This window comes from Mycobacterium sp. NGS35, from assembly GCF_059812855.1.
In genome coordinates, this window is the sequence record NZ_JCALDL010000004.1 from 111,238 (window position 1) to 130,706 (window position 19,469).

The following is a 19,469-nucleotide window of genomic DNA, read 5'->3' on the forward strand; positions in this document are numbered from 1 at the left end:
GCCACTATCAAACCCGTGGACGTGATGTGTCCGAAGCACTAGGCCGTCCCCTGCCCCCCGTCACCGACGAGACCGAGTTCTTCTGGCGCTCCGGTGCTGACGGCACATTGCGATTTCAGGAATGCACGAGATGCAACGCGCTGATCCACCCGCCCGCGCCGATCTGCCGCTACTGCCGATCACATGAAAGCGGCGTGCGGGCCGTCTCGGGCCGCGCGACACTGTCCGGCTTCACCGTCAACCACCGGTTCAGCCTGCCGGGGCTGACCGCGCCCTACGTCGTGGCTCAGGTCGCGATCGTCGAAGACCCGCGCGTGCGGCTGACGACGAACATCGTCGACTGCGACCCCGACCAACTCGAGATCGGCCAGCTGGTCGAAGTGGTCTTCGATCAGCACGACGACATCTACCTGCCGCTGTTCCGGCCAGCGGCCGAACAACCCGCCGAGCCGGCGCCGCAAGCCGTCGACGAGATCGACCCGGAGCGGTTCGGCGAACACGTTCGCCCGATGCTGACCCGGGACAAATTCGAGGACAAGGTCGCGCTGACCGGCATCGGGATGTCCGAGATCGGCCGGCGTCTGATGCGGCCGCCGCTGGCCTTGACGATCGAGGCCTGCGAACGCGCAATCGCCGACGCCGGACTGACATTCGACGAGATCGACGGACTGTCGACGTATCCGGGCGGCGGCGGCTTCGGTCCGTTCAGTGAAGGCGGAGTGACGGCGCTGGAGTCGGCACTCGGTATTCGGCCGACGTGGCACAACGGCGGCATCGAGACGTTCGGTCCCGGCGGCTCGGTGATCGCCGCCATGCTCGCCGTGGCCACCGGGTTGGCTCGGCATGTGCTGTGCTTCCGGACGCTGTGGGAAGCGACGCACGGCGAGTTGATGAAGCAGGGCAAGATCGCGCCGATGATGCGGGCAGACAGCTGGTTCCTGCCGTTCGGGGCGGTGTCTGCGGCGCACACGCTGGCCCAGAACGCCCAGCGGCACTTCCACCGCTACGGCACCACGCGCGAGACGCTGGGCTGGATTGCGTTGAACCAGCGCGCCAATGCCGCGCTGAACCCGACCGCGATCTACCGCAAACCGATGACCATGCAGGACTATCTGGACGCGCGGATCATCACGACGCCGTTCGGCCTCTACGACTGCGATGTGCCTTGCGACGGAGCGGTCGCGGTGATCGTGTCGCACGTCGACGTCGCCCGCGACATGGCCAAGCCGCCGGTGCTCGTCGAAGCCGTCGGTACGCAGATCATCGAGCGGCTCGACTGGGATCAGAGCACGCTGACGCATGAACCGCAGTCGCTCGGACAGGCGGCGCACATGTGGAGCCGGACCTCGTTGCGGCCCGACGACGTCGACGTCGCCGAGCTGTACGACGGATTCACCATCAATTGCCTGTCCTGGATCGAGGCCTTGGGATTCTGCGGCATCGGCGAGGCCAAAGACTTCCTCGACGGTGGACACAACATCGCGCGGGATGGCGTGCTGCCGTTGAACACTCACGGCGGCCAGCTGTCGCACGGACGCACCCACGGGATGGGGTTGGTGCACGAGGCCGTCACCCAACTGCGTGGCGAAGGCGGCGAGCGCCAGGTGAAAGACGCACGGGTTGCCGTCGTCAGCAGCGGCGGGCTCACTCCCAGCGGCGCAATCCTGTTGCGGGCGGACACATGAGCAACTGGCCCGCGCCGTCTTCGTGCGTCGTCGAGGTCGACGGCATACCGATGTCCGGTCTGCTCGCCGAAGCACCAGAACCGCGGGCCACCGTCGTCGCGATTCACGGCGGCGCCACGACGTCGGCGTACTACGACTGCCCAGGACATCCCCGGTTGTCCTTCCTGCGGCTGGCCGCAGCACTCGGATTCACCGCGATCGCGATCGACCGCCCCGGATTCGGCGCGTCGGCGCCGCACGCCGAGACCATGACGGATCCGGATCGCCGCGTCGAATTGGCTTATGGCGTGGTCGATGCCATCCTCGGCACCCGGTCGCGCGGCGCCGGCCTGTTCTTACTCGGTCACTCCAACGGCTCCGAGCTCACCGTTCGAATGGCGGTCGCCGACCCGAAGGTGCTGGGCCTGGAGACCTCGGGCACCGGTCGGCGCAACCAGCCCGCCGCTCATGCGGTCCTCAACAGACCGAAGATCCGTGACATCCGCCGGGGTGTGCGCGAATTGCTCTGGGACGCAGCGCACCTCTACCCCGACGACGTCATCGGCGGGGTGCAGTCACCGTCGCCCGCCTATGAGGGCACCGTGGTCGCGACGTGGCCCAATCGCGACTTCCCCGCTCTGGCAGCGCAGGTGCGTGTTCCGGTCCGGTTCACGCTGGCCGACCAGGAACCGTTCTGGGAGAACGGCGCTCGCGGCCTCGATGACGTCGCCGCGATGTTCACCTCCGCGCCCCGCGTTGTGGTCAACGAGCAGCGCGACAGCGGCCACAACCTGAGCCTGGGCCACACCGCGGCCGCATACCACCTGGGTGTGCTGTCGTTTGTCGAGGAATGCGCTGTTGCACTGCATGTTTCGGGCAAAGTGAACGTCCAACCGGAGGCCAGCTGATGCGGATCGGATTCATCGGGCTGGGCAGCCAGGGCGGACCGATGGCGCGCGCGATCGTCGATGCCGGTTTCGAGACGACGCTGTGGGCACGCCGTCCGGCGTCGCTCGAGCCCTACGCCGACACTGCTGCGAAAGTCGCCGGCTCACCGGCAGAGCTGGCAGCGGCCAGCGACCTGGTCTGCCTGTGCGTGGTCGGCGACGCCGACGTCGAGGAAGTACTGAGCGGAGACGACGGCGTCCTGGCCGGAATGAGCGACGGCTCGGTGATCGCGATTCACAGCACGGTCCATCCCGACACCTGTCGCAGGATCGCGGAAAAGGTTGAGAGAAAGGGTGTTTCGGTCATCGATGCGCCGGTCAGCGGGGGCGCTCCCGCGGTGGCCGAGAAGCGCCTGCTGGTGATGGCCGGCGGCGACGAAGACGTCGTTGCGCGGTGCCGCCCCGTGTTCGACACGTATGGCAGTCACGTCTATCTCGGGCCGCTGGGCTCGGGCCAGGTGGCCAAGCTGCTCAACAACTTGTTGTTCACCGCCAACCTCGCCAACGCGAAGACCACCCTGCAACTCGGCGAGGCACTGGGTGTCAGCGCCGCGAGCCTGGCCGACGTTCTCACGCGCGGCTCGGCCAACAGCGCTGCGCTGGGCAGCATCGCCGCGCTGGGTGGCAGTCTCGAGGTGCTCACTCAAGTGGCCGGCGCGCTGCTGCAGAAGGACGTTCGGCTGGTGGTGGATATCACCCAGAAAGCCGGCGTCACCCCGGGCGCAGTGCTCGACGCGGCCGACGCCGCATTGGAATTGCTGGGGCACCCGCGGTGAGCCGTGTCGGCTTGATCGGGGCGGGGCGCATGGGCGCTCCGATGGTCGGGCGCCTCGCAGACGCGGGCCATGACGTTCGCGTGCTGATCCGTACACCCGAAAAGAGTTCTGACATCCGAGCTTTGGGCGCGCAGCCGGTCACCGCGGTCACCGCGCTGGCCGCGGATGCCGATGTCGTCGTCGTCTGCGTGTTCACCGATGAGCAGGTGCGGAAGATCTGCCTCGAAGGTGATCTGCTGGCGGCGATGAAGCCGGGATCGGTGCTCGTGATCCACACCACCGGCAGTCCCGACACCGCAGAGGCGATCGCGACGCGCGCCGACAGGTACTTCATCGAGGTCGTCGACGCACCCGTCAGCGGTGGGCCGCACGATGTTTCGGCCGGCCACGTCACGCTTTTCGTCGGCGGCGCCGACCAGGCAGTCGCACAGGTCCAACCGCTGCTGTCCAGCTACGGCGATCCGGTGCTTCACGTCGGGCCGATCGGTACGGGTCAGCGGGTCAAGCTGATCAACAATGCGCTGTTCGCCGCCCAGATCGGGCTGGTCACCGAGGTGATCGAGTTGGGCAGTCGACTGGGCATACCGGAATCGACTCTGTTGCAAGCACTTCCGCATGGCAGCGGCACCAGCAGCGCGCTGAGCCGGATAGCCGCCGCGGGGTCGGCGTCGACCTTCGTCTCCGCGGTCGCAGACTTCATCGGCAAGGACGTCGCGGTGATCCGCAAGACCCTTGCCGAGTTGGGCTGTCACATGGGACCGCTTGACGACATCATCAACGCGGGACTGGAGGCGTGAATGAGACGACCGCCGCCACCGCCTGCGATCCGGCTTCTCCAGGTCATCAGCCCGCCGCGAAAGAGGAAACCATGACCAAGCCGAAACTGGTGTTCAACCCGTATTCGCAAGAGTACTTCGACAATCCGTACGAGATCTATCGGCGGATGCGCGATGAGGCTCCGATCTACTACGACGAGGACGAGGACTTCTACGCGCTGACCCGGTATGCGGACGTGGCGGCGGCTCTCAAAGACCACGAATCGTTCTCCTCCACCCGCGGGTGCCACCTGTCCATGATCAAGTCCGGCGAGGGATTCCAGAAATCCATCATCTTCATGGATCCGCCGGAACACCGCTTCATGCGCAGCCTGCTCAACAAGGCGTTCACCCCGCGGGCCATCCAGTCCCAGCGCGAAACGGTCGTCGAACTGGTCGAGCACTTTCTGTCCAAGGTGGATCCCGACAACTTCGATGTGGTTCAGGACTTCTCCGGCCCGTTTCCGGTGGAGGTGATCACCAGGATGGCCGGGGTGCCGGAGGACTACCGCCAGCAGGTCCGGCACTGGATCGACAAGGGTCTGGAAGTCAAGCCAGGACAGCTCGAGATGTCCGAAGAGAACATCCAGGCCAACATGGACGCCGGGGTCTACTACTACAGCCTGGTGCAGGAGCGTCGGCAGAACCCGCAAGACGACATGATCAGCCGGCTGATCGCCGCTGAGATACCCGGCGACAACGGCCAAATGCGCAAGCTCGACGACATCGAGATCACCGGCTTCGTCGCGCTCTTGGGCGGCGCGGGCGCTGAGACCGTGACCAAGTTGGTCGGCAGTGCCGTAGTCGAATTCGCGCGGCATCCCGAGCAGTGGCAGATGTTGCTCGACAACCGCAGCCTGGTACCCGCCGCCGTCGAGGAGTTACTGCGGTACGTAGGCCCGGTCCAGTACAACGTGCGCTACACACTGAAGGAAGCCGAAGTGCCCAGCGGCACGATTCCCGCGAACAAGCCGGTGTTCCTGATGAAAGCGGCCGCCAATCGTGACCCGCGCGCATTCGACGATGCCGAGACGTTCAATATCACCCGCGACCGCACCCAGGCTCCGCACCTTGGCCTGGGCTACGGCATCCACAGCTGCCTCGGTGCGGCCCTGGCACGGCTGGAGACGACCATCGCACTCGAGCACCTGCTCGACTTCATGCCGCGCTACGAGGTCGACTTCGACGGTCTGGAGCGCGTGCACATGCAAAACGTCGCCGGATACCACCGAGTGCCAGTGAGGGTTGTGAAATGACGAAGAAGATCAAGGTCGACTTCGGCCTCTGCGAGAGCAACGGGGTGTGTATGGGCATCATCCCGGAAGTGTTCGAACTCGACGACCAGGATTACCTTCACGTCCTCCAGGAGGAGGTCACACCCGAAATCGAGAGTCAGGTCAAGGAGGCCGTTCGGCAATGTCCGCGTCAGGCGATATCGATCAGCGACGAGTGAGCAGCCAATGACCACAACAGGACTCGTTTTCGACCCGTTTTCCGAGGAGTTCTTCAACGGTCCTTGGGAGATCTACCGGCGCATGCGCGAGGAAGCGCCGGTGTATTACAACGAGCAGTACGATTTCTACGCTCTGTCCCGGCACGAAGACGTGGCGGCCGCGTTCAAGGATTACGAGACCTACTCGTCGGCGTACGGGCTGGACTTGGCGATGGTGAAAGCCGCTGAGCCGCCGCCGATGAAGGCGATCATCGTGATGGACCCGCCCGAGCACCGCCAGATGCGCAGCCTGATCAACAAGGTCTTCACGCCGCGGGCGATCGAGGCGTTGCGGCCCATGGTCACCAAGACAATCGAGCGCTATATCGCCGACGCCAATCCCGAACGATTCGACGTCGTGCAGGACTTCTCCGCGTTGTTCCCGGTCGAGATCATCACGGAAATGCTCGGTGTCCCTGAGGAATACCGCCAGAAGGTGCGCGAATGGGTCGACACGACGCTGCATCGTGAGCCCGGGCAGGTCGAGATGTCCGAGCAGGGCCTGCAGGCCGTCGGCGAAACGTTCGCGCTGTATTACCAGCTGATCCAGGAGCGGCGCGCACAGCCTCGCGACGACATGTTCAGCCGCTTGATCGCGGCCGAAATCCAGGACGAACACGGCCAGCAGCGCCAACTCGACGACTTCGAAATCGCAAGCTTCGCAACGTTATTGGGCGGAGCCGGCGCCGAGACTGTGACCAAGCTGGTGGGCAATGCCGCCGTCACCTTCGCCCGCAACCCCGACCAGTGGCAGAAACTGCTCGACGACCGCAGCAAGATCCCGGCCGCTGTCGAAGAGCTGCTGCGCTACGAGGCACCGAACCAGTACAACGTGCGACGGTCCATGCGCGACGTCCAGCTGCACGGCGTGACCATTCCGGCGGGCAAACCGGTCTTGCTGCTCGGCGGTTCGGCGAACCGGGACCCCGAAGCGTTCACCGACGCCGACAAATTCGACATCGACCGCGACCGCACCGAGGCGCAGAACCTCGGCTTCGGGTACGGGGTGCACAGCTGTCTGGGTGCGGCGCTGGCCCGGATGGAAAGCGCGATAGCACTCGAGAAGCTGCTCGACTTCATGCCGCGCTACGAGGTCTTCTGGGATGAGTGCCGACGGGTGACAATGCAGAACGTCGCAGGCTGGTCGCATGTACCCGTCCGCGTGCTGACCTGATTCGGCCCGCGGAACGTCTCAGAGGCCGGAGAGGATCACGCCGTTGCAGTCGGCAGCCTTCTGGCGCAGCTTGACCGCTTGCTGGTAGGCCTCGGAGTTGTACCACTCACGGGCGGCATCGACCGATTCGAACTCCAGCAGCACGGTTTGCGTGCCATGCCATTGGCCCTCGAGCACCTCAGGGTTCTGGTCGAACGCCAGGAGCGTGGACCCCGCCATCGCCTTACCGGCCAGCTTGGCGTACTCGGCCATTCCAGCCGGATCTTTGACGTCCTCGGTGATGAGGATGTAACCCTTTGGCACTGAATCTCCTTTACTGTCAATCGGTTTCGACGATCGCCTGCTCCGGGCAGTTCGCAATCGCGTCCTTGGCCGCATCTTCGAGACCGTCGGGCACCTCGGCCGGATCGGCGACGGCGTAGCCGTCGTCGGTCATGTGAAACACATCAGGACACAGCGTCAGACACATGCCATGGCCTCGGCAGCGGTCCTCGTCGACGGCGACCTTCACCGGCCACCTCCGTTCGCCGCCAGGTCGAATTCGATGTGCAGCTCGGTGAGCCCGCGCAGTATGTAGGTCGGAATGTATTGGTAGCGGCGGTTATTCGGCGGACCGTGATGCGCCTCGCTGATGCGGATGTCGGTGGTGCGGTCCAGCAACCGCTCGAGCCCGACGCGCGTCTCGGCGCGCGCCAGGGGCGCACCGGGGCAACTGTGGATGCCGCGTCCGAACGCGAGGTGCTGGCGAGCATTCTTGCGCTCGGGGTCGAAGACATCGGGGTCGTCGAAGCGGCGCGGGTCGCGGTTGGCCGCACCGTTGATCACCATCACCGTGCAGCCGGCGCCCAGTGGCTGCTCGCCGACGGTGGTAGGCACCCGCGACAACCGGAAGTCGCCCTTCACCGGGCTTTCGATGCGCAGGCACTCTTCGATGAAGTTCGGCAGCAGGCTTCGGTCGTTGCGCAGCTTGCGCTGGATGTCGGGACGGTCACCGAGCATCTTCATCGCGGTGCCGAGCAGACGCACGGTGGTCTCCTGCCCGGCCGAGAACACGTTGGTGGCGACGCGCACCACGTCACCGACGTCGGGCACCGTCCCGTCGGGGAACGTCGCGGTGGCCAGTCCGGTCAGCACGTCGTCGCGGGGCTCGCGCCGGCGGTCTTCGATGTATGTGGCGAAGACGTCGTAGAGGTATTCCAGCGGGGTTTTGGCCAGCGTCTTGTCCGCGTTGCCCAGGCCGCTGCCATGGGTGCCCCGCGCGAGCCGCTCCAATAGCTCGGGACGGTCCTCGTCGGGGACGCCGAGCAGATCGGCGATCACGCGTAACGTGAACGGGCCGGCAAATCCCTTGATGAACTCGCCCTGACCTGGCGCCAGGAAGTCGTCGAGGATGTCGTCGGCGAGCTGCCACATCGCGTCCTCGTTCTCCTTGAGGCGCTTCGGCGTGATCAGCCGCATCAGCAGGGCGCGGTGGTTGGTGTGAGTCGGCGGATCCAGTGTCGGCAACTGGTCGCTGAACGGGATCTCGTCGCGATGCTCCTTGATGATCTCGGTGACGTCGTCCCCTTCGAGCGGTACCGGAAAGCCCGGGAACGGCCCGGTCACCGAGATGCACGACGAGAATGTTTCGGCGTCGTTGTAGACGTCGACGGCCTCCTGCCAGCCAGTCACCATCGTGACGCCGTAGTGCTCTTCGCGGGTGACCGGGCATTTGTTGCGAAGTGCCTCGTAGAACGGATACGGGTCGTCGGTCAGACGGCCGTCCCGGAAGAAGTCGACCTTGGTCAAATCCTCCGCCAGATCCTCCGCCATGTGCCACTCCGTTTCCGACGATCTCTTGCTACGAGAACGTGACTCTCATCAATGAGTATCAGATTTTCACAGTCGGCGCGCCGCCGTCAACGCGGACCCACTGCCTCGCTTCGACGCCGCATCATCACTGAATCGGCTCGTCACCCAGCACCGTGGTGCGCAGCATCTCCCGGGGTGAGTTCGGGTCATAGGGCGCGGCCCGGTGCAGCACGCCGCGGTTGTCCCAGATCACGGTGTCGCCCACGGACCAGCGGTGGCTGTATACCTTCTCTGGGCGGGTGGCTCGATCCAGCAGGTCGGCCAGCAGCGCCCGGCCCTCGTCCAGATCGATCCCGACGATGTAGTCGGCGGAGGCGCCGAGCACCAGCGATTTGCGTCCGCTGCGGTGGGTCCACACCAGCGGGTGCTCGTGAGTTGGGCGGGCCCGCCAGCGCGCGAGCTCTTCGGGGGTCGGGTTGGGGTTGACGCGGCGCTGCGACGCCTCCAGGGAATGCACCACCCGAAGCGACGCGAAGCGGTCTTTCTCGTCGTCGCTCAGTTCCTCGTAGGCGCCGTAGGAGCTGGCGAACTCGGTTTCTCCGCCGCGCTGGGCCACTTGGACCGCCGACAACACCGTGGCTTTCTGCGGTGGTTCGCCGTTGGTCGGCGTACAGCCGTCGATGTGCCAGTCGAACGTCGCGCGCAGGTAGGCCGCCGACGAGTTTTTCGACTTGTCCAGCGTCACCGGGTAGATGCCCGCGATCCGATGGTGGCCGTCGGAGGAATGATCGACCTCGCCGAGGCGTCGGCAGAATTCGACCTGCGTCTGCGGGTCGAGGTGCAGACCCGGAAACACCAGCACGCCGTTGTCTTCCAGGGCGTCGAGCACGGCTTGGCCGACGCCGTCGTTGGTGGCGAGGGCCTCCCGGTCCACCCCGGATACCTGCGCCCCGACCGAGGCGGTGAGCTTGGTGATTGTCAGCAGACTCATGATCAATGCGTCCTGTCCGTCACGGCACCGGCGCGCTGATCCGGTGAAGCTCCGCGTCGGCGGAGTCGGCGGGTTTCTGGGTACCGAAGATCTCGACCGCCATCGACACCATGATCATCGAATAGACGAGGTGCAAGAGGTTCAGCGCGTCCTCGGGGATGTCGTCGAGAGGGAATTTGTCGCAGTAGTCGATGGCCTCCTCGAAGCGGGGCGAGAACGCGTCGTAGAACTCTCGGATCTCGGGCATCGGGGTAGCCAGGCGCATCGCCCAGCGTTCGGGTTCTGTTGCCAGGCACCACTTTTCGGTGAACGGCTCGAATTCGGCGAACGCGCTTGGCAATTTCGATTCGGCCACGGTCACACCCCCACCGGAGCGCGTTCGTTCTTGTACTCCTCGACCCATTTGACCGCCTCGTGGTGAAGATGACGGACGAGGATCTCCTGATCGCTCAGCGGATAGTCGTCGACTATCGGTTCTCCCAAGCCGTACTCCAGGGCCGCCTGCGTCCCGCCCAGCATGCCCGCGTCCTGCAACGCGAATTCCTTGAGCACCACTGAGGCCACCTCGTGTTCGATGCGCTCACGGACGGTGCGTGCCGGATGAAATGCGTTGTAGGCCTCGAACTTATGGGTGTTGTGCGACGTCGGCCAGTACCGGTACAGCAGGTACCAGCCGTGGTAGATGAGGATTTCCAGGTTGGGGAAGATCTGGAAATTGGTGATGCCCCACGGCTCGATACCGCCCGGGTTCAGGCCGGCCGACTGGTGCGTCTCCGGTGTCCGCCACGGCCCCACCAGCCCGCTGCGCGTGATCCGTTCGACCGGATACATGTACTCCGGTGCCAGCAGCCACCGCCGGGTGCCTGCCGTGGACACCAGCCGGTGCGGCCCGTCGATCTGGAAGTGCCCGCACTCGAACGTCTGGTTGGGCTGACGCACCGCGCTCGGCACCTGCTGGCTGTGCAGCGACGGCACGTGGTAGTACTCCTGGAACGCGTCGGCGAAGATCTTCCAGTTGCTGTTGTTGTGCGCTTCGAATTCGTAACGCTCCGTCATCAGGTGGAACGGATAGTCGTCGAGCGCTGTGATCATGGGGCCCAAGTACTCCCGCAGGCTCCACCGCGGTTCGGGGTCGAAGTTGACGAAGATGAAGCCGTTCCACACATCGCAGTGCACCGGCTTCAACCCGTACTGTGACGGGTCCAGGTCGAAGAACTCCCCCTGCTGCTGCACGAACTTCAGTTGCCCCGTGAGGTCATAGCGCCACCCGTGGTACTTGCAGGTGAACTGGCGGCAGGTGCCTTTGACTTCCTCGTGGGGAAAGTCGTTCCAGACCAACTTGTTTCCGCGGTGCCGGCAGATGTTGTAGAAAGCACGGATCTGTTCATCCTTGCCCTTGACCACGATCACCGATGTTCTGGCAGCATCAATCTCTTTGGTGAAGTAGCTGCCCACCCGCGGCACATCCTCGACCCGGCCGACGTTCAGCCATGCCCGCTTGAACACCGCCTCGCGCTCGAGTTCGTAGAACTCGGGCGAGATCGAGTCGCGAAACGAGATAGGTCCGGTGCCCAGTTCCGGATAGTGTTCGGTCCAGCTGCCCTCGGCCGGCTTAGGCCACTTACCCATGCGAACCTCCTTGTGCTGCTTGAAATCTCATCACATCACCGAACCACCGTTGACGCCCAGAGTCTGGCCGGTGATGAAGCCGGCCGCCTCCGAACACAGAAAGCCCACCGCCGCCGCGATGTCTTGTCCCGTCCCCAGATGCCCCACGGGGATACTTGCCGCCATCTGCTCGCTCGGCGGCAGGTGGCCGGCGGCTTGCGACTGGTGTTGCATGGGCGTCTCGATGCCCGACGGCGGAATATTGTTGACCGTGATGCCGACCGGTCCGTATTCGCGCGCCAGGGAACGAGTCAAAGACAGCAACGCCCCTTTGGACGCGGCATAGTGGGCCATGCCCGGTGAACCGCGCTGGGCGCTCGACGACGAAATCATCACGATCCGGCCCCATTTCGCCTCGAGCATGTCCGGCACCGCCAGCTGACAACAGTGAAATGTGCCGGTGAGGTTCACGTCGATCAGCCGCTGCCACGCCTCGAGTGTGATGTCGGTGAACGGTGCGAAATCGACTGCGCCGGCGCTGGTCACCAGAATGTGTACTGGCCCCAATTCGCTTCGGACCTTGGCGAACGCTTCCTCCACGGCGGCGCGGTCGCTGACGTCGGCTGCGACGCCCAGCGCCGTGACGCCCTCCGCCCGCAGTTCTTCGGCCACCCGCTGTGCTGCGTCGCCGTCGAGGTCGAGCACCGCGACCTTGTTCCCGAGCCTGCCGAGCTCGTGACACGTCGCTTCGCCCATGCCCGACGCGCCGCCGGTCACCACCGCTACTCGGTTCATCGAATCCGCCTCATTTTCAACCCTTCTCGGCTACTCGTAGACCACGTGGACTGTCCGGCTGGTCGGCAGCGATTGGCACGTCAGCACCCAGCCCTCGGCCACCTCGTCGTCATCCAGTGCGTCGTTGTTGAGCATCCTGGCGCTGCCATCGACGATTCGCGCCATACACGTTCCGCACGAACCGGTTTCACATGACGACGGTGCGCGCAGGCCGGCGGTTCGTGCGGTCTGCAGCAGCGTATTGCCCGACCGGTACGGCACCGTGGTCTTGCGGCGATCCAGTTCGATGACCACCTCTTCGGTCTCTGCCGCGGCGCTGTCGAGGCCATCGGCAGGCACCGGCGCCACCTCGAAACGCTCCAGGTGCACCCGCTCGCGCGGCACGCCTGCGGTCAGGACTGTGTGTTCCACGGTGTCCATGAACGCAGCGGGACCGCAGATGTAGTAGTCAGCCGCGCCGGCCCCGGCGACGAAGGTTTCGATGTCCGACGGTGTCACGACGCCGGAGTCTTCGTCGAAGTGATGGACCACGGTCAACCGGTCGGCATAGCTGTCGGCCAGCCGGGCCAGCGCGTCGGCGAAGATCACCGACTCACGGCTGCGGTTGGCGTAGAACAAGCGGATTCGCCGAGACGATTCGGCCAACGCCGTTCGCACGAGCGACATGATCGGGGTGATGCCGCTGCCGCCGGCGAACGCCACGATGTCGTCGGAGGTTTCCCGCAGCACGAACCGTCCCTCCGGCGGTGCGGCGTGGATTTCTTTGCCTTCGGACGCGGTGTCGTTGAGCCAGTTGGAGACGAGCCCGCCGGGATCGCGTTTGATGGTGATTTGCAGATCGTCCTCGACGGGCGCGGAAGACATCGAGTAGCAGCGACGCAGCTCTTGACCGTCGACGTTGACGCGAAGCGTCAGGAACTGGCCGGCCTGATACCGGAATCTCGAGGAGCAATGCTCCGGAACGTCGAGCACGAGAGACACCGCGTCGGGTGTCTCGCGCACCACGCGCTTGATGCGCAGCGGCGCGAACCCGTCGACTTCCGTATCCCCGCTCATCGTCGTCGACGATATCAAGTACTTGTCATAGTTATCAAGTACTTACTATTGGGGGTCGATGTGGTCTACGTGCAACTGGTGGCCGGTGCCCTCTTCGATCACGCGGCCGAGCAGCTCGCGCAGCGTCTTCTGCTCGGCGCTGTTGAGCACCCCGAACACCTTCTGGTGGGCATCGATCGCGTCGTTGACCACAGCCTCGGCAACCTCGCGACCCCGATCGGTCAGGAAGGCCTGAAGTATCCGGCCGTGTTGCGGGTCTTGCTTGCGCTCCACCAATCCGCGCCGCTCGAGTTCTTTCAAGGCCAGCTGCACACCCTGCGGGCTGATGAGCAGACGCCGGGCCAACTCGGCACCCGACAGCCCGGGTTCGGCGGCCAGCTGGCGCAGCATGCCGATCTGCGCGGTGCTCACACCGTGGTCGCTCACCGAATCGTTCACGGTGGTCAATGCGAAGTACCACGCCTGCTTGAGCAGCCACAGGATGTTGTCGGTCTGTTCCATATGCGCTCCCTCGCTAGACGCTATCGCTTGAAGATCTGGCCGTTCTTCATCACGAACTGCACATCGAGCGTGGTGGAGATGTCACGGGAGGGGTCACCCGGCACGGCGATGAGATCTGCCAAGTAGCCGGGAGCGATGCGACCGAGTTCGTCATCGGCGTCGATGAGCTCTGCGCTGGTGATGGTCGCCGCCCGTAACGCCTGCATCGGCGTCATGCCGCGAGAAACCAAGGCGCACAGTTCTTTTGCGTTCTGGCCGTGCGGAATTGCCGGCGCATCCGTGCCACAGGCGATCCGCACACCGGCGGCTATCGCCTTCGGCAGCATCGATTGCGCGCGGGGGAACACCTCTTCGGCCTTCTTGCGCAACTCCGGGGCGATCCGGTCGACGGCCATCGCCTCCGTGAGGTAAGTGGTCGACACCAGAAACGTGCCGGTGTCGGCCATCATCTTGATGGTGTCGTCGGAAGCCAAGAACCCGTGCTCGATGCAGTCGATACCGGCGCGGATGCACGCCCGAATCGAGCTGTCCCCCACGGCATGCGCCGCGACCCGGACCCCGGCCCGGTGCGCTTCGTCGGCGATCGCGGCGAACTCTTCGTCCGAATATTGTTGCGCGCCTGGCGCGGTGCTGTGCGACATGACGCCGCCCGATGCGGAGACCTTGATCAACTTGGCGCCGTGCCGTATTTGGTATCGCACGCAGGCGCGCACATCGTCGACCCCGTTGGCGATCCCCTCTGCCACCGACAGCGGCATGATGCCAGGGGCAAGGCGTTGGAACACCGTAGGGTCGAGGTGCCCTCCGTAGGGCGTCACCGCATGGCCGGCCGGATAGATTCGCGGGCCGATGTGCCAGCCCTGGTCGATCGCGCGCTGCAGCGCGACGTCGAGGAGGTAGCCGCCGGTCTTGACCATCAGCCCCAAGTTGCGGACGGTGGTGAAGCCGGCCTCGAGTGTGGTGCGGGCGTTGACCGCTCCGCGCAGGGTCCGGTACGCGGGATCGTCCTGCACGCCGTGCATGGGGCTGGGCAGGCCCTCCGGTCCGCCGGGGCCGCCGATGAGCAGGTTCAGCTCCATGTCCATCAGACCCGGGAGCAAGGTGACGTCGCCCAGATCGATGTCGTCGGCCGAATTCTGCGGCAGTTCAGCAGGATTCACCGCCGCGATGCGCTCGCCGTCCACCACCACCACGGCCGGTGACCGCACTTCGCCGGCATCCACGTCCGCCCAGCGCGCGGCGCGCAGGACGGTCGGCCCGGTGCTGAATGGTCGCTCGGACATGCCTCGCTCCGTCACGGGACGGGTTCGACGACGCAGTCCAGTGACGTCGCGCCGGAGTCGGGCACCTTCGGTTGCTTCCAGCACTCGACCGGGAACGACACCTGGATCATCGAGTACAGCATGTGCATCAGGTTGAGCACATCCTCGGGCAAGTCGTCCAACGAGAACTTGTCGCAGTAAGCCAGCGCTTCCTCGGCCCGTGCGGTGATCGCGTCATAGAAGGCCTGCATCTCGGTCATCGAACTGGCCAACCGCTTGGCGTAGCGCTCCGGTTCGGTTGGCAGGCACCAGTCGGAATACGGCTCTAGGTCAGCGAATTCGGGCGGCAGCTTTGCGGTCACGGTGTCCATTGACGTCACACCCCTGCCATTCTGCGTTGATAGTCCTCGACCCATGCCGCCGTTTCCTTGTGGAGGTGACGGATCAGTACCTCCTGGTCGCACAGCAGGAAGTCGTCGAGCACGCGCGATTCGATCATCGACTGGGTGGCTTCCAATGTGTTCGCGTCCTGCAGGCCGTATTCCTTGAACGACACCGCGGCCAGTTCCTGAGCGACCCGCTCGCGCGGGGTGCGGGGCTGTGGGAAATACAGGTTGCCCTCGAAGATGTGGCTGTTGTACGACGTCGGCCAGTAGTGGTAGGTCAGATACCAGCCCTGGCCCCAGAACAAGACGACGAAGTTCGGGAACAGCTGGAACGAATCCAGGCCCCACGGATCACATTTCGCGGGGTTGAGGCCAGGCGGCATCTCTCCCAGGTCCGGTTTCTCCCATGGCCCGAACAGTCCGCTGCGACAGATGTCCTCGATCGGCTTGCGCATCTCGTCGCTCATCTCCCACGCCCGCACCCCGGAGGTGCTGACCAGCCGATGCGGACCTTCGATGCGGTAGTGCGGCGCTTCGAACCCCGCCTCGGCTGCGGCCTTGGAGTATGCGGTGGGCGACTGGTTCGCGTGCAGCACAGGCGCGTGGTAGAACTCCTGAAAAGCGTCCATGTAGAGCTTCCAGTTCGCCTTCACCTCCGAGCGATAGCTCCAGCGCGACGTCATCTTGTCGAATGGATAGCCCTCCAGATTGGTGATCATCGGGCCGAGGAAGTCGCGCAACGACTGCTCGGGTTCGTCGGCGAAGTTGACGAAGATGAAGCCCTCCCAGACGTCGCAGTGCACGCCCTTGAGCCCATAGCGGCTCTTGTCGAGGTCGAAGAACTCCTCTTCCTGCTGGACGAAAGTCAGCTTCCCGTCGAGGTCGTACCGCCAGCCGTGGTATTTGCAGGTGAACTGCCGGCAGGTACCGCTGGTCTCCTCGAGCGGCAGGTCGTTCCAGACGAGCTTGTTGCCGCGATGGCGGCAGATGTTGTGGTACGCCTTGATATCACCGGACATGGTGCGGGCCACGATGATCGAGGTGTTGACCACCTTGAGCTCTTTGGTGAAATAGCTGCCCTTGCGCGGAAGCTGTTCGACCCGCCCGACATTGAGCCAAGCCCGCTTGAAGATGGCGCGACGCTCGAGCTCGTAGAACTCCGGGCTGATCGAGTCCTCGTAGGAGACGGGCTCGGTACCCAGCTGCGGGTAGTGCTGGGTCCAGCTTCCCTCCGGCGGCTTGGGGAATCGGGCCATTTGGCTTCTCCTGTCCACGCGGTCAGGCCGGTCATGCCGCACGCGCGCCTCCCGGACTCCGGGTCTTGCCAGTCAGCAAGTCTTTGGTGCTGTTCGGCGTATTCCGGGGGTGGCGTGCAGCGCCGACGGTATATGCTTCCGCCAGCAATCGCAAGTAGTTGATATTAGGGATTGGCCCATGACGACGACCGAAGTGGAACCGAATCTCGCCCGGCCGTGGGCACCCCACCGCCTGCGGATCTATCTCGCCGTCGCGGCGATCACGGGCTTCATGTTCGTCCTGATGACCGTGGGTGTCGGTTTCGGGTTCATCGCGCCGACGTTCACCGCAGACGTCGTGGCCAACCTCCTGTTCGGCGTGCCGGTGATCCTGCTGCCGTTGGCGATCTTGTGGACGGCGCGAGGCGAGCAGCGCTCGCGACTGGAGAAGGCAGCCGAGCTCGTCCTGGTGTACCTGCCCTACACCGCCGGCAGTCAAATCGGCTACGAACTGGTCTTCTTGCTCGGCCATCCGTTCGGCCTGTGGGAGCCGACCGACGACCCGGGCTGGAAGTGGCTGTGGTGGCAGTACGGGCTGACCGACTCCCGCTACACCAGCGGCAACAACTGGATCTTCGGGCTGGAGTTCATGGGCGTGCTCGTCGGTGTGATGCTCTTCGCCGTCTGGACGCGCCTCATCAAACCCGAGTTGCCCACCGAGTCCCGAATCCGTTGTCTGTGGCTGGCTTTCGCGGGGACCGCCATGCTGATCAGCAGCACCGGCGTGTATTACGCCACTGAGGTGCGCTCTGGTTTCGCCCACATCGGCCAAGGCGCGTTCGGGTTCTGGTTCAAGTTCATCGGCGAGAACGTGCCCTTCATGGTGCTGCCTTTCCTGGTCCTCTTCGCGATCTACCTCCAGGTCGACCATTTGACCCGGCGCGCTGGCGCACACCAGGCCGCGGTCAGGGCCAGCGACGTGACCGCGAAGACACAGTTCTCGGCCGGCGGCCGCGTCATGAGGGTCAGCGAATTCGATTGACAGGCAATCCCTTTCGGCGATCGCATCGCTTCCCATGACCAAACACCACGGAAGAAGATTCGAAAAAGTTGGAAGATCCCCATTGGCCGTCGAGATACTCATTGGTACCTTTCTCGTGATACCGCAGGCAGCCGGGAGGCGTCATGAGCGATCTGTCCAGTAAGACCAAGCCCGTCGTCACCGAGTCTCTCGGCGGGGCCGCAGCGCTTGGTACTCAACCGCAGGCCCCGAGTAAGCCGGTCAAGATCTGGGCCTTCTTCGGCGGCGCTCTGCTGATTCTGCAGCTGTACGTGTGGATCCGATGGATCACCGGGCCGTACTTCGTCCAGGTTCCCGCCGGGCCCACCGACCCGCCCACGTTCATGAAGGTCATGCTCACGGTCAACGCGGCGTTCATGGTTGTCGGCTTCCCAGCTGCCATTTGGTGGTTTCTCATCAGACCGTGGCGGCGTGAGCGGCGCATCACGCTCGACGGCATGCTGCTGGTGTCGTGCGGCCTGTTCTTTTTCCAGGACCCATTTCTCAACTACGTCAACACGTGGTGCACCTATAACACCTGGGTGTGGAACCGCGGATCGTGGTCGTCACACGTTCCCGGTTGGGTGTCCCCCGAGTCGCCCGGACATCAGGTCGCAGAACCGCTACCGATCAATGCGCCTGGATACTCGCTGGTTCTGGTGACCCTGATCGTGGGTTGTCTGGTGATGCGCAAGGTCAAACAGCGCTGGCCGAACATCAGCACCTTCCGGTTGGTGCTTGTGACATACGTGTTCTCCTTCTTCTTCGACTTCGTCATGGAGGGTCTGGTCTTGTTGCCGATTGGACTCTTCACGTATCCCGGTGCGATTCGGGAGGTTTCGCTGTTCGCAGGCACCTATCACCAGTGGCCGATCTATGAGGGCCTGATGTGGGGCGGCGTGATGACAGCGCTGTGTTGTCTGCGATTCTTCACCGACGACCGCGGCCGCACGGTGGTCGAACGGGGTCTCGAGCATGTCCGGGGCGGGGCCGTGACGCAGCAGCTCGTCAGGTTTCTCGCGATTTTCGCGGCAGCCAGTGCCGCCTTCTTTTTCTTGTACAACGTTCCTGCGCAGTGGATCGGCCTGCATTCCGACCCGTGGCCGGAAGACCATCTGAAGCGCTCGTACTTCAGCGGCAGCGTATGCGGTGAGGGCAGCGATACTCCGTGTCCGGATCCGGTATTGCCCATGCCCACCAAGCGCTCCGGTTACATCGACGTCAACGGCCACCTCGTCCTTCCGGAGGGCGCAGAGATGCCGAAAGTGGTGCCGTTCGAGCGGGGCCGCTGAGGCCTCAGGGCATCTTGATCGCCGACACGTACATCTCGACCACCGGCCGGTAGAGATCGACGTCGTCTAACTGACTGCCCATCTCGACGGCGTCGGTCGTGGCAATGAGGATATGGGCGAACGTCGCCGGCGGGATCAGCAGCGTGCCGCCGAGCCGGTCGACACCGGCGACGATGTACTTCGCCAGCCCGGCGACCACCTCAGCTCTCTTGTCCGCCAGACGTTTCCGCGCATCGGGATTGCGCAGGAGGTAGAGGTTGAATTCCACTCCCAGCGCCGCATGCTCAACGCCACGGTCTCGACTCAGCTGGCGCCACCGTTGAGCAATCTCCTCCAGTTCGTGCGCCCCGATCTGACGTGCCGAGGACATGAGCTCGGCGAAGGTGTCGAAGTAGCGCCGCCAATATCGGTCGCTTGCGGCCAGAAAGAGGTCTTCCTTGGTGGAGAAGTACTTGTAGATCGCGCCCTTCGAGTACCCGGCCGCCTTCGCGATGTCATCGAGAGTGGCTGGAATGAAGCCTTTCTCAGCGAACACCTCTTCCGCGGCATCGAGCAGCAGCGAACGAGTGCGCTCGAGGCGTCGCTCCCGGGTCCAGGGCTCAATCATGCGGCAATCTTGCCATA

22 protein-coding genes are annotated in these 19,469 nt (G+C 64.3%); 9 read left to right on the top strand and 13 right to left on the bottom strand.

Annotation, left to right across the window (positions count from 1 at the left end):
• Positions 1-26: 26 nt before the first annotated feature.
• From AC5Y4C_RS09635 to AC5Y4C_RS09665, 7 genes are all read left to right on the top strand, one after another.
• The gene (locus tag AC5Y4C_RS09635) at positions 27-1,685 is read left to right on the top strand and encodes a thiolase C-terminal domain-containing protein (protein ID WP_499908999.1); all 1,659 of its coding nucleotides are present in this window, start codon (positions 27-29) and stop codon (positions 1,683-1,685) included.
• Positions 1,682-2,572, top strand: coding sequence for an alpha/beta fold hydrolase (locus AC5Y4C_RS09640; protein WP_499962512.1), 891 nt, complete (start codon positions 1,682-1,684; stop codon positions 2,570-2,572). The genes AC5Y4C_RS09635 and AC5Y4C_RS09640 overlap by 4 nt, the downstream gene beginning before the upstream one ends.
• Entirely contained in the window at positions 2,572-3,387 is an 816-nt protein-coding gene (locus AC5Y4C_RS09645; protein WP_499962514.1) for an NAD(P)-dependent oxidoreductase, read from the top strand. The genes AC5Y4C_RS09640 and AC5Y4C_RS09645 overlap by 1 nt, the downstream gene beginning before the upstream one ends.
• On the top strand, positions 3,384-4,184 hold the full coding sequence (locus AC5Y4C_RS09650; protein WP_499909005.1) for an NAD(P)-dependent oxidoreductase: 801 nt from the start codon (positions 3,384-3,386) through the stop codon (positions 4,182-4,184). The genes AC5Y4C_RS09645 and AC5Y4C_RS09650 overlap by 4 nt, the downstream gene beginning before the upstream one ends.
• Before the next feature lie 71 nt (positions 4,185-4,255).
• Positions 4,256-5,458: a cytochrome P450 gene (locus tag AC5Y4C_RS09655; protein WP_499962516.1), complete on the top strand. Its 1,203-nt coding sequence runs from the start codon at positions 4,256-4,258 to the stop codon at positions 5,456-5,458.
• Positions 5,455-5,655 carry a ferredoxin gene (locus tag AC5Y4C_RS09660; RefSeq protein WP_499909009.1) on the top strand — a complete coding sequence of 67 codons (201 nt, stop codon included), beginning with the start codon at positions 5,455-5,457 and terminating at the stop codon, positions 5,653-5,655. Before AC5Y4C_RS09655 ends, AC5Y4C_RS09660 begins: the two co-directional genes overlap by 4 nt.
• A 7-nt stretch (positions 5,656-5,662) precedes the next feature.
• The gene (locus AC5Y4C_RS09665) at positions 5,663-6,868 is read left to right on the top strand and encodes a cytochrome P450 (protein WP_499962518.1); all 1,206 of its coding nucleotides are present in this window, start codon (positions 5,663-5,665) and stop codon (positions 6,866-6,868) included.
• Positions 6,869-6,886: 18 nt separating this feature from the next.
• Here the strand turns inward: AC5Y4C_RS09665 and AC5Y4C_RS09670 are convergent, their stop codons facing one another.
• From AC5Y4C_RS09670 to AC5Y4C_RS09725, 12 genes are all read right to left on the bottom strand, one after another.
• Positions 6,887-7,171: a DUF1330 domain-containing protein gene (locus AC5Y4C_RS09670; RefSeq protein ID WP_499909013.1), complete on the bottom strand. Its 285-nt coding sequence runs from the start codon at positions 7,169-7,171 to the stop codon at positions 6,887-6,889.
• A 16-nt stretch (positions 7,172-7,187) separates the two neighbouring features.
• Positions 7,188-7,379: a ferredoxin gene (locus tag AC5Y4C_RS09675; protein ID WP_499909015.1), complete on the bottom strand. Its 192-nt coding sequence runs from the start codon at positions 7,377-7,379 to the stop codon at positions 7,188-7,190.
• Positions 7,376-8,668, bottom strand: coding sequence for a cytochrome P450 (locus AC5Y4C_RS09680; protein ID WP_499962728.1), 1,293 nt, complete (start codon positions 8,666-8,668; stop codon positions 7,376-7,378). The genes AC5Y4C_RS09675 and AC5Y4C_RS09680 overlap by 4 nt, the downstream gene beginning before the upstream one ends.
• Before the next feature lie 136 nt (positions 8,669-8,804).
• The gene (locus AC5Y4C_RS09685) at positions 8,805-9,650 is read right to left on the bottom strand and encodes a TauD/TfdA dioxygenase family protein (RefSeq protein WP_499962520.1); all 846 of its coding nucleotides are present in this window, start codon (positions 9,648-9,650) and stop codon (positions 8,805-8,807) included.
• Positions 9,651-9,669: 19 nt separating this feature from the next.
• The gene (locus tag AC5Y4C_RS09690) at positions 9,670-10,053 is read right to left on the bottom strand and encodes a hypothetical protein (RefSeq protein WP_499962522.1); all 384 of its coding nucleotides are present in this window, start codon (positions 10,051-10,053) and stop codon (positions 9,670-9,672) included.
• Positions 10,008-11,279, bottom strand: coding sequence for an aromatic ring-hydroxylating oxygenase subunit alpha (locus tag AC5Y4C_RS09695; protein WP_499909021.1), 1,272 nt, complete (start codon positions 11,277-11,279; stop codon positions 10,008-10,010). Before AC5Y4C_RS09695 ends, AC5Y4C_RS09690 begins: the two co-directional genes overlap by 46 nt.
• A gap of 30 nt (positions 11,280-11,309) precedes the next feature.
• On the bottom strand, positions 11,310-12,053 hold the full coding sequence (locus tag AC5Y4C_RS09700) for an SDR family NAD(P)-dependent oxidoreductase (RefSeq protein ID WP_499962524.1): 744 nt from the start codon (positions 12,051-12,053) through the stop codon (positions 11,310-11,312).
• A 30-nt stretch (positions 12,054-12,083) separates the two neighbouring features.
• Positions 12,084-13,109: a 2Fe-2S iron-sulfur cluster-binding protein gene (locus tag AC5Y4C_RS09705; protein ID WP_499962526.1), complete on the bottom strand. Its 1,026-nt coding sequence runs from the start codon at positions 13,107-13,109 to the stop codon at positions 12,084-12,086.
• Between the two features lie 45 nt (positions 13,110-13,154).
• Positions 13,155-13,610, bottom strand: a complete 456-nt coding sequence (locus AC5Y4C_RS09710; protein WP_499962528.1) for a MarR family winged helix-turn-helix transcriptional regulator — start codon at positions 13,608-13,610, stop codon at positions 13,155-13,157.
• Positions 13,611-13,630: 20 nt separating this feature from the next.
• Positions 13,631-14,893 (bottom strand): metal-dependent hydrolase family protein, encoded by a 1,263-nt coding sequence (locus AC5Y4C_RS09715; protein WP_499962530.1) that lies wholly within the window; start codon positions 14,891-14,893, stop codon positions 13,631-13,633.
• 11 nt (positions 14,894-14,904) lie between these two features.
• Positions 14,905-15,243, bottom strand: a complete 339-nt coding sequence (locus AC5Y4C_RS09720; RefSeq protein ID WP_499909031.1) for a hypothetical protein — start codon at positions 15,241-15,243, stop codon at positions 14,905-14,907.
• A 5-nt stretch (positions 15,244-15,248) separates the two neighbouring features.
• Positions 15,249-16,514, bottom strand: coding sequence for an aromatic ring-hydroxylating oxygenase subunit alpha (locus AC5Y4C_RS09725; RefSeq protein ID WP_499962531.1), 1,266 nt, complete (start codon positions 16,512-16,514; stop codon positions 15,249-15,251).
• 178 nt (positions 16,515-16,692) lie between these two features.
• Here AC5Y4C_RS09725 and AC5Y4C_RS09730 point away from each other — a divergent pair, with 178 nt between their 5' ends.
• Together AC5Y4C_RS09730 and AC5Y4C_RS09735 are read left to right on the top strand one after the other, a co-directional pair.
• A complete protein-coding gene (locus AC5Y4C_RS09730) occupies positions 16,693-17,535 on the top strand; it encodes an emopamil-binding protein (protein WP_499909035.1) in 843 nt (280 codons plus the stop codon).
• A 143-nt stretch (positions 17,536-17,678) separates the two neighbouring features.
• A complete protein-coding gene (locus AC5Y4C_RS09735; protein ID WP_499909037.1) occupies positions 17,679-18,845 on the top strand; it encodes a spirocyclase AveC family protein in 1,167 nt (388 codons plus the stop codon).
• A gap of 4 nt (positions 18,846-18,849) precedes the next feature.
• Here AC5Y4C_RS09735 and AC5Y4C_RS09740 read toward each other — a convergent pair whose 3' ends face one another.
• A complete protein-coding gene (locus tag AC5Y4C_RS09740) occupies positions 18,850-19,452 on the bottom strand; it encodes a TetR/AcrR family transcriptional regulator (RefSeq protein WP_499962533.1) in 603 nt (200 codons plus the stop codon).
• Between the last annotated feature and the right edge of the window lie 17 nt (positions 19,453-19,469).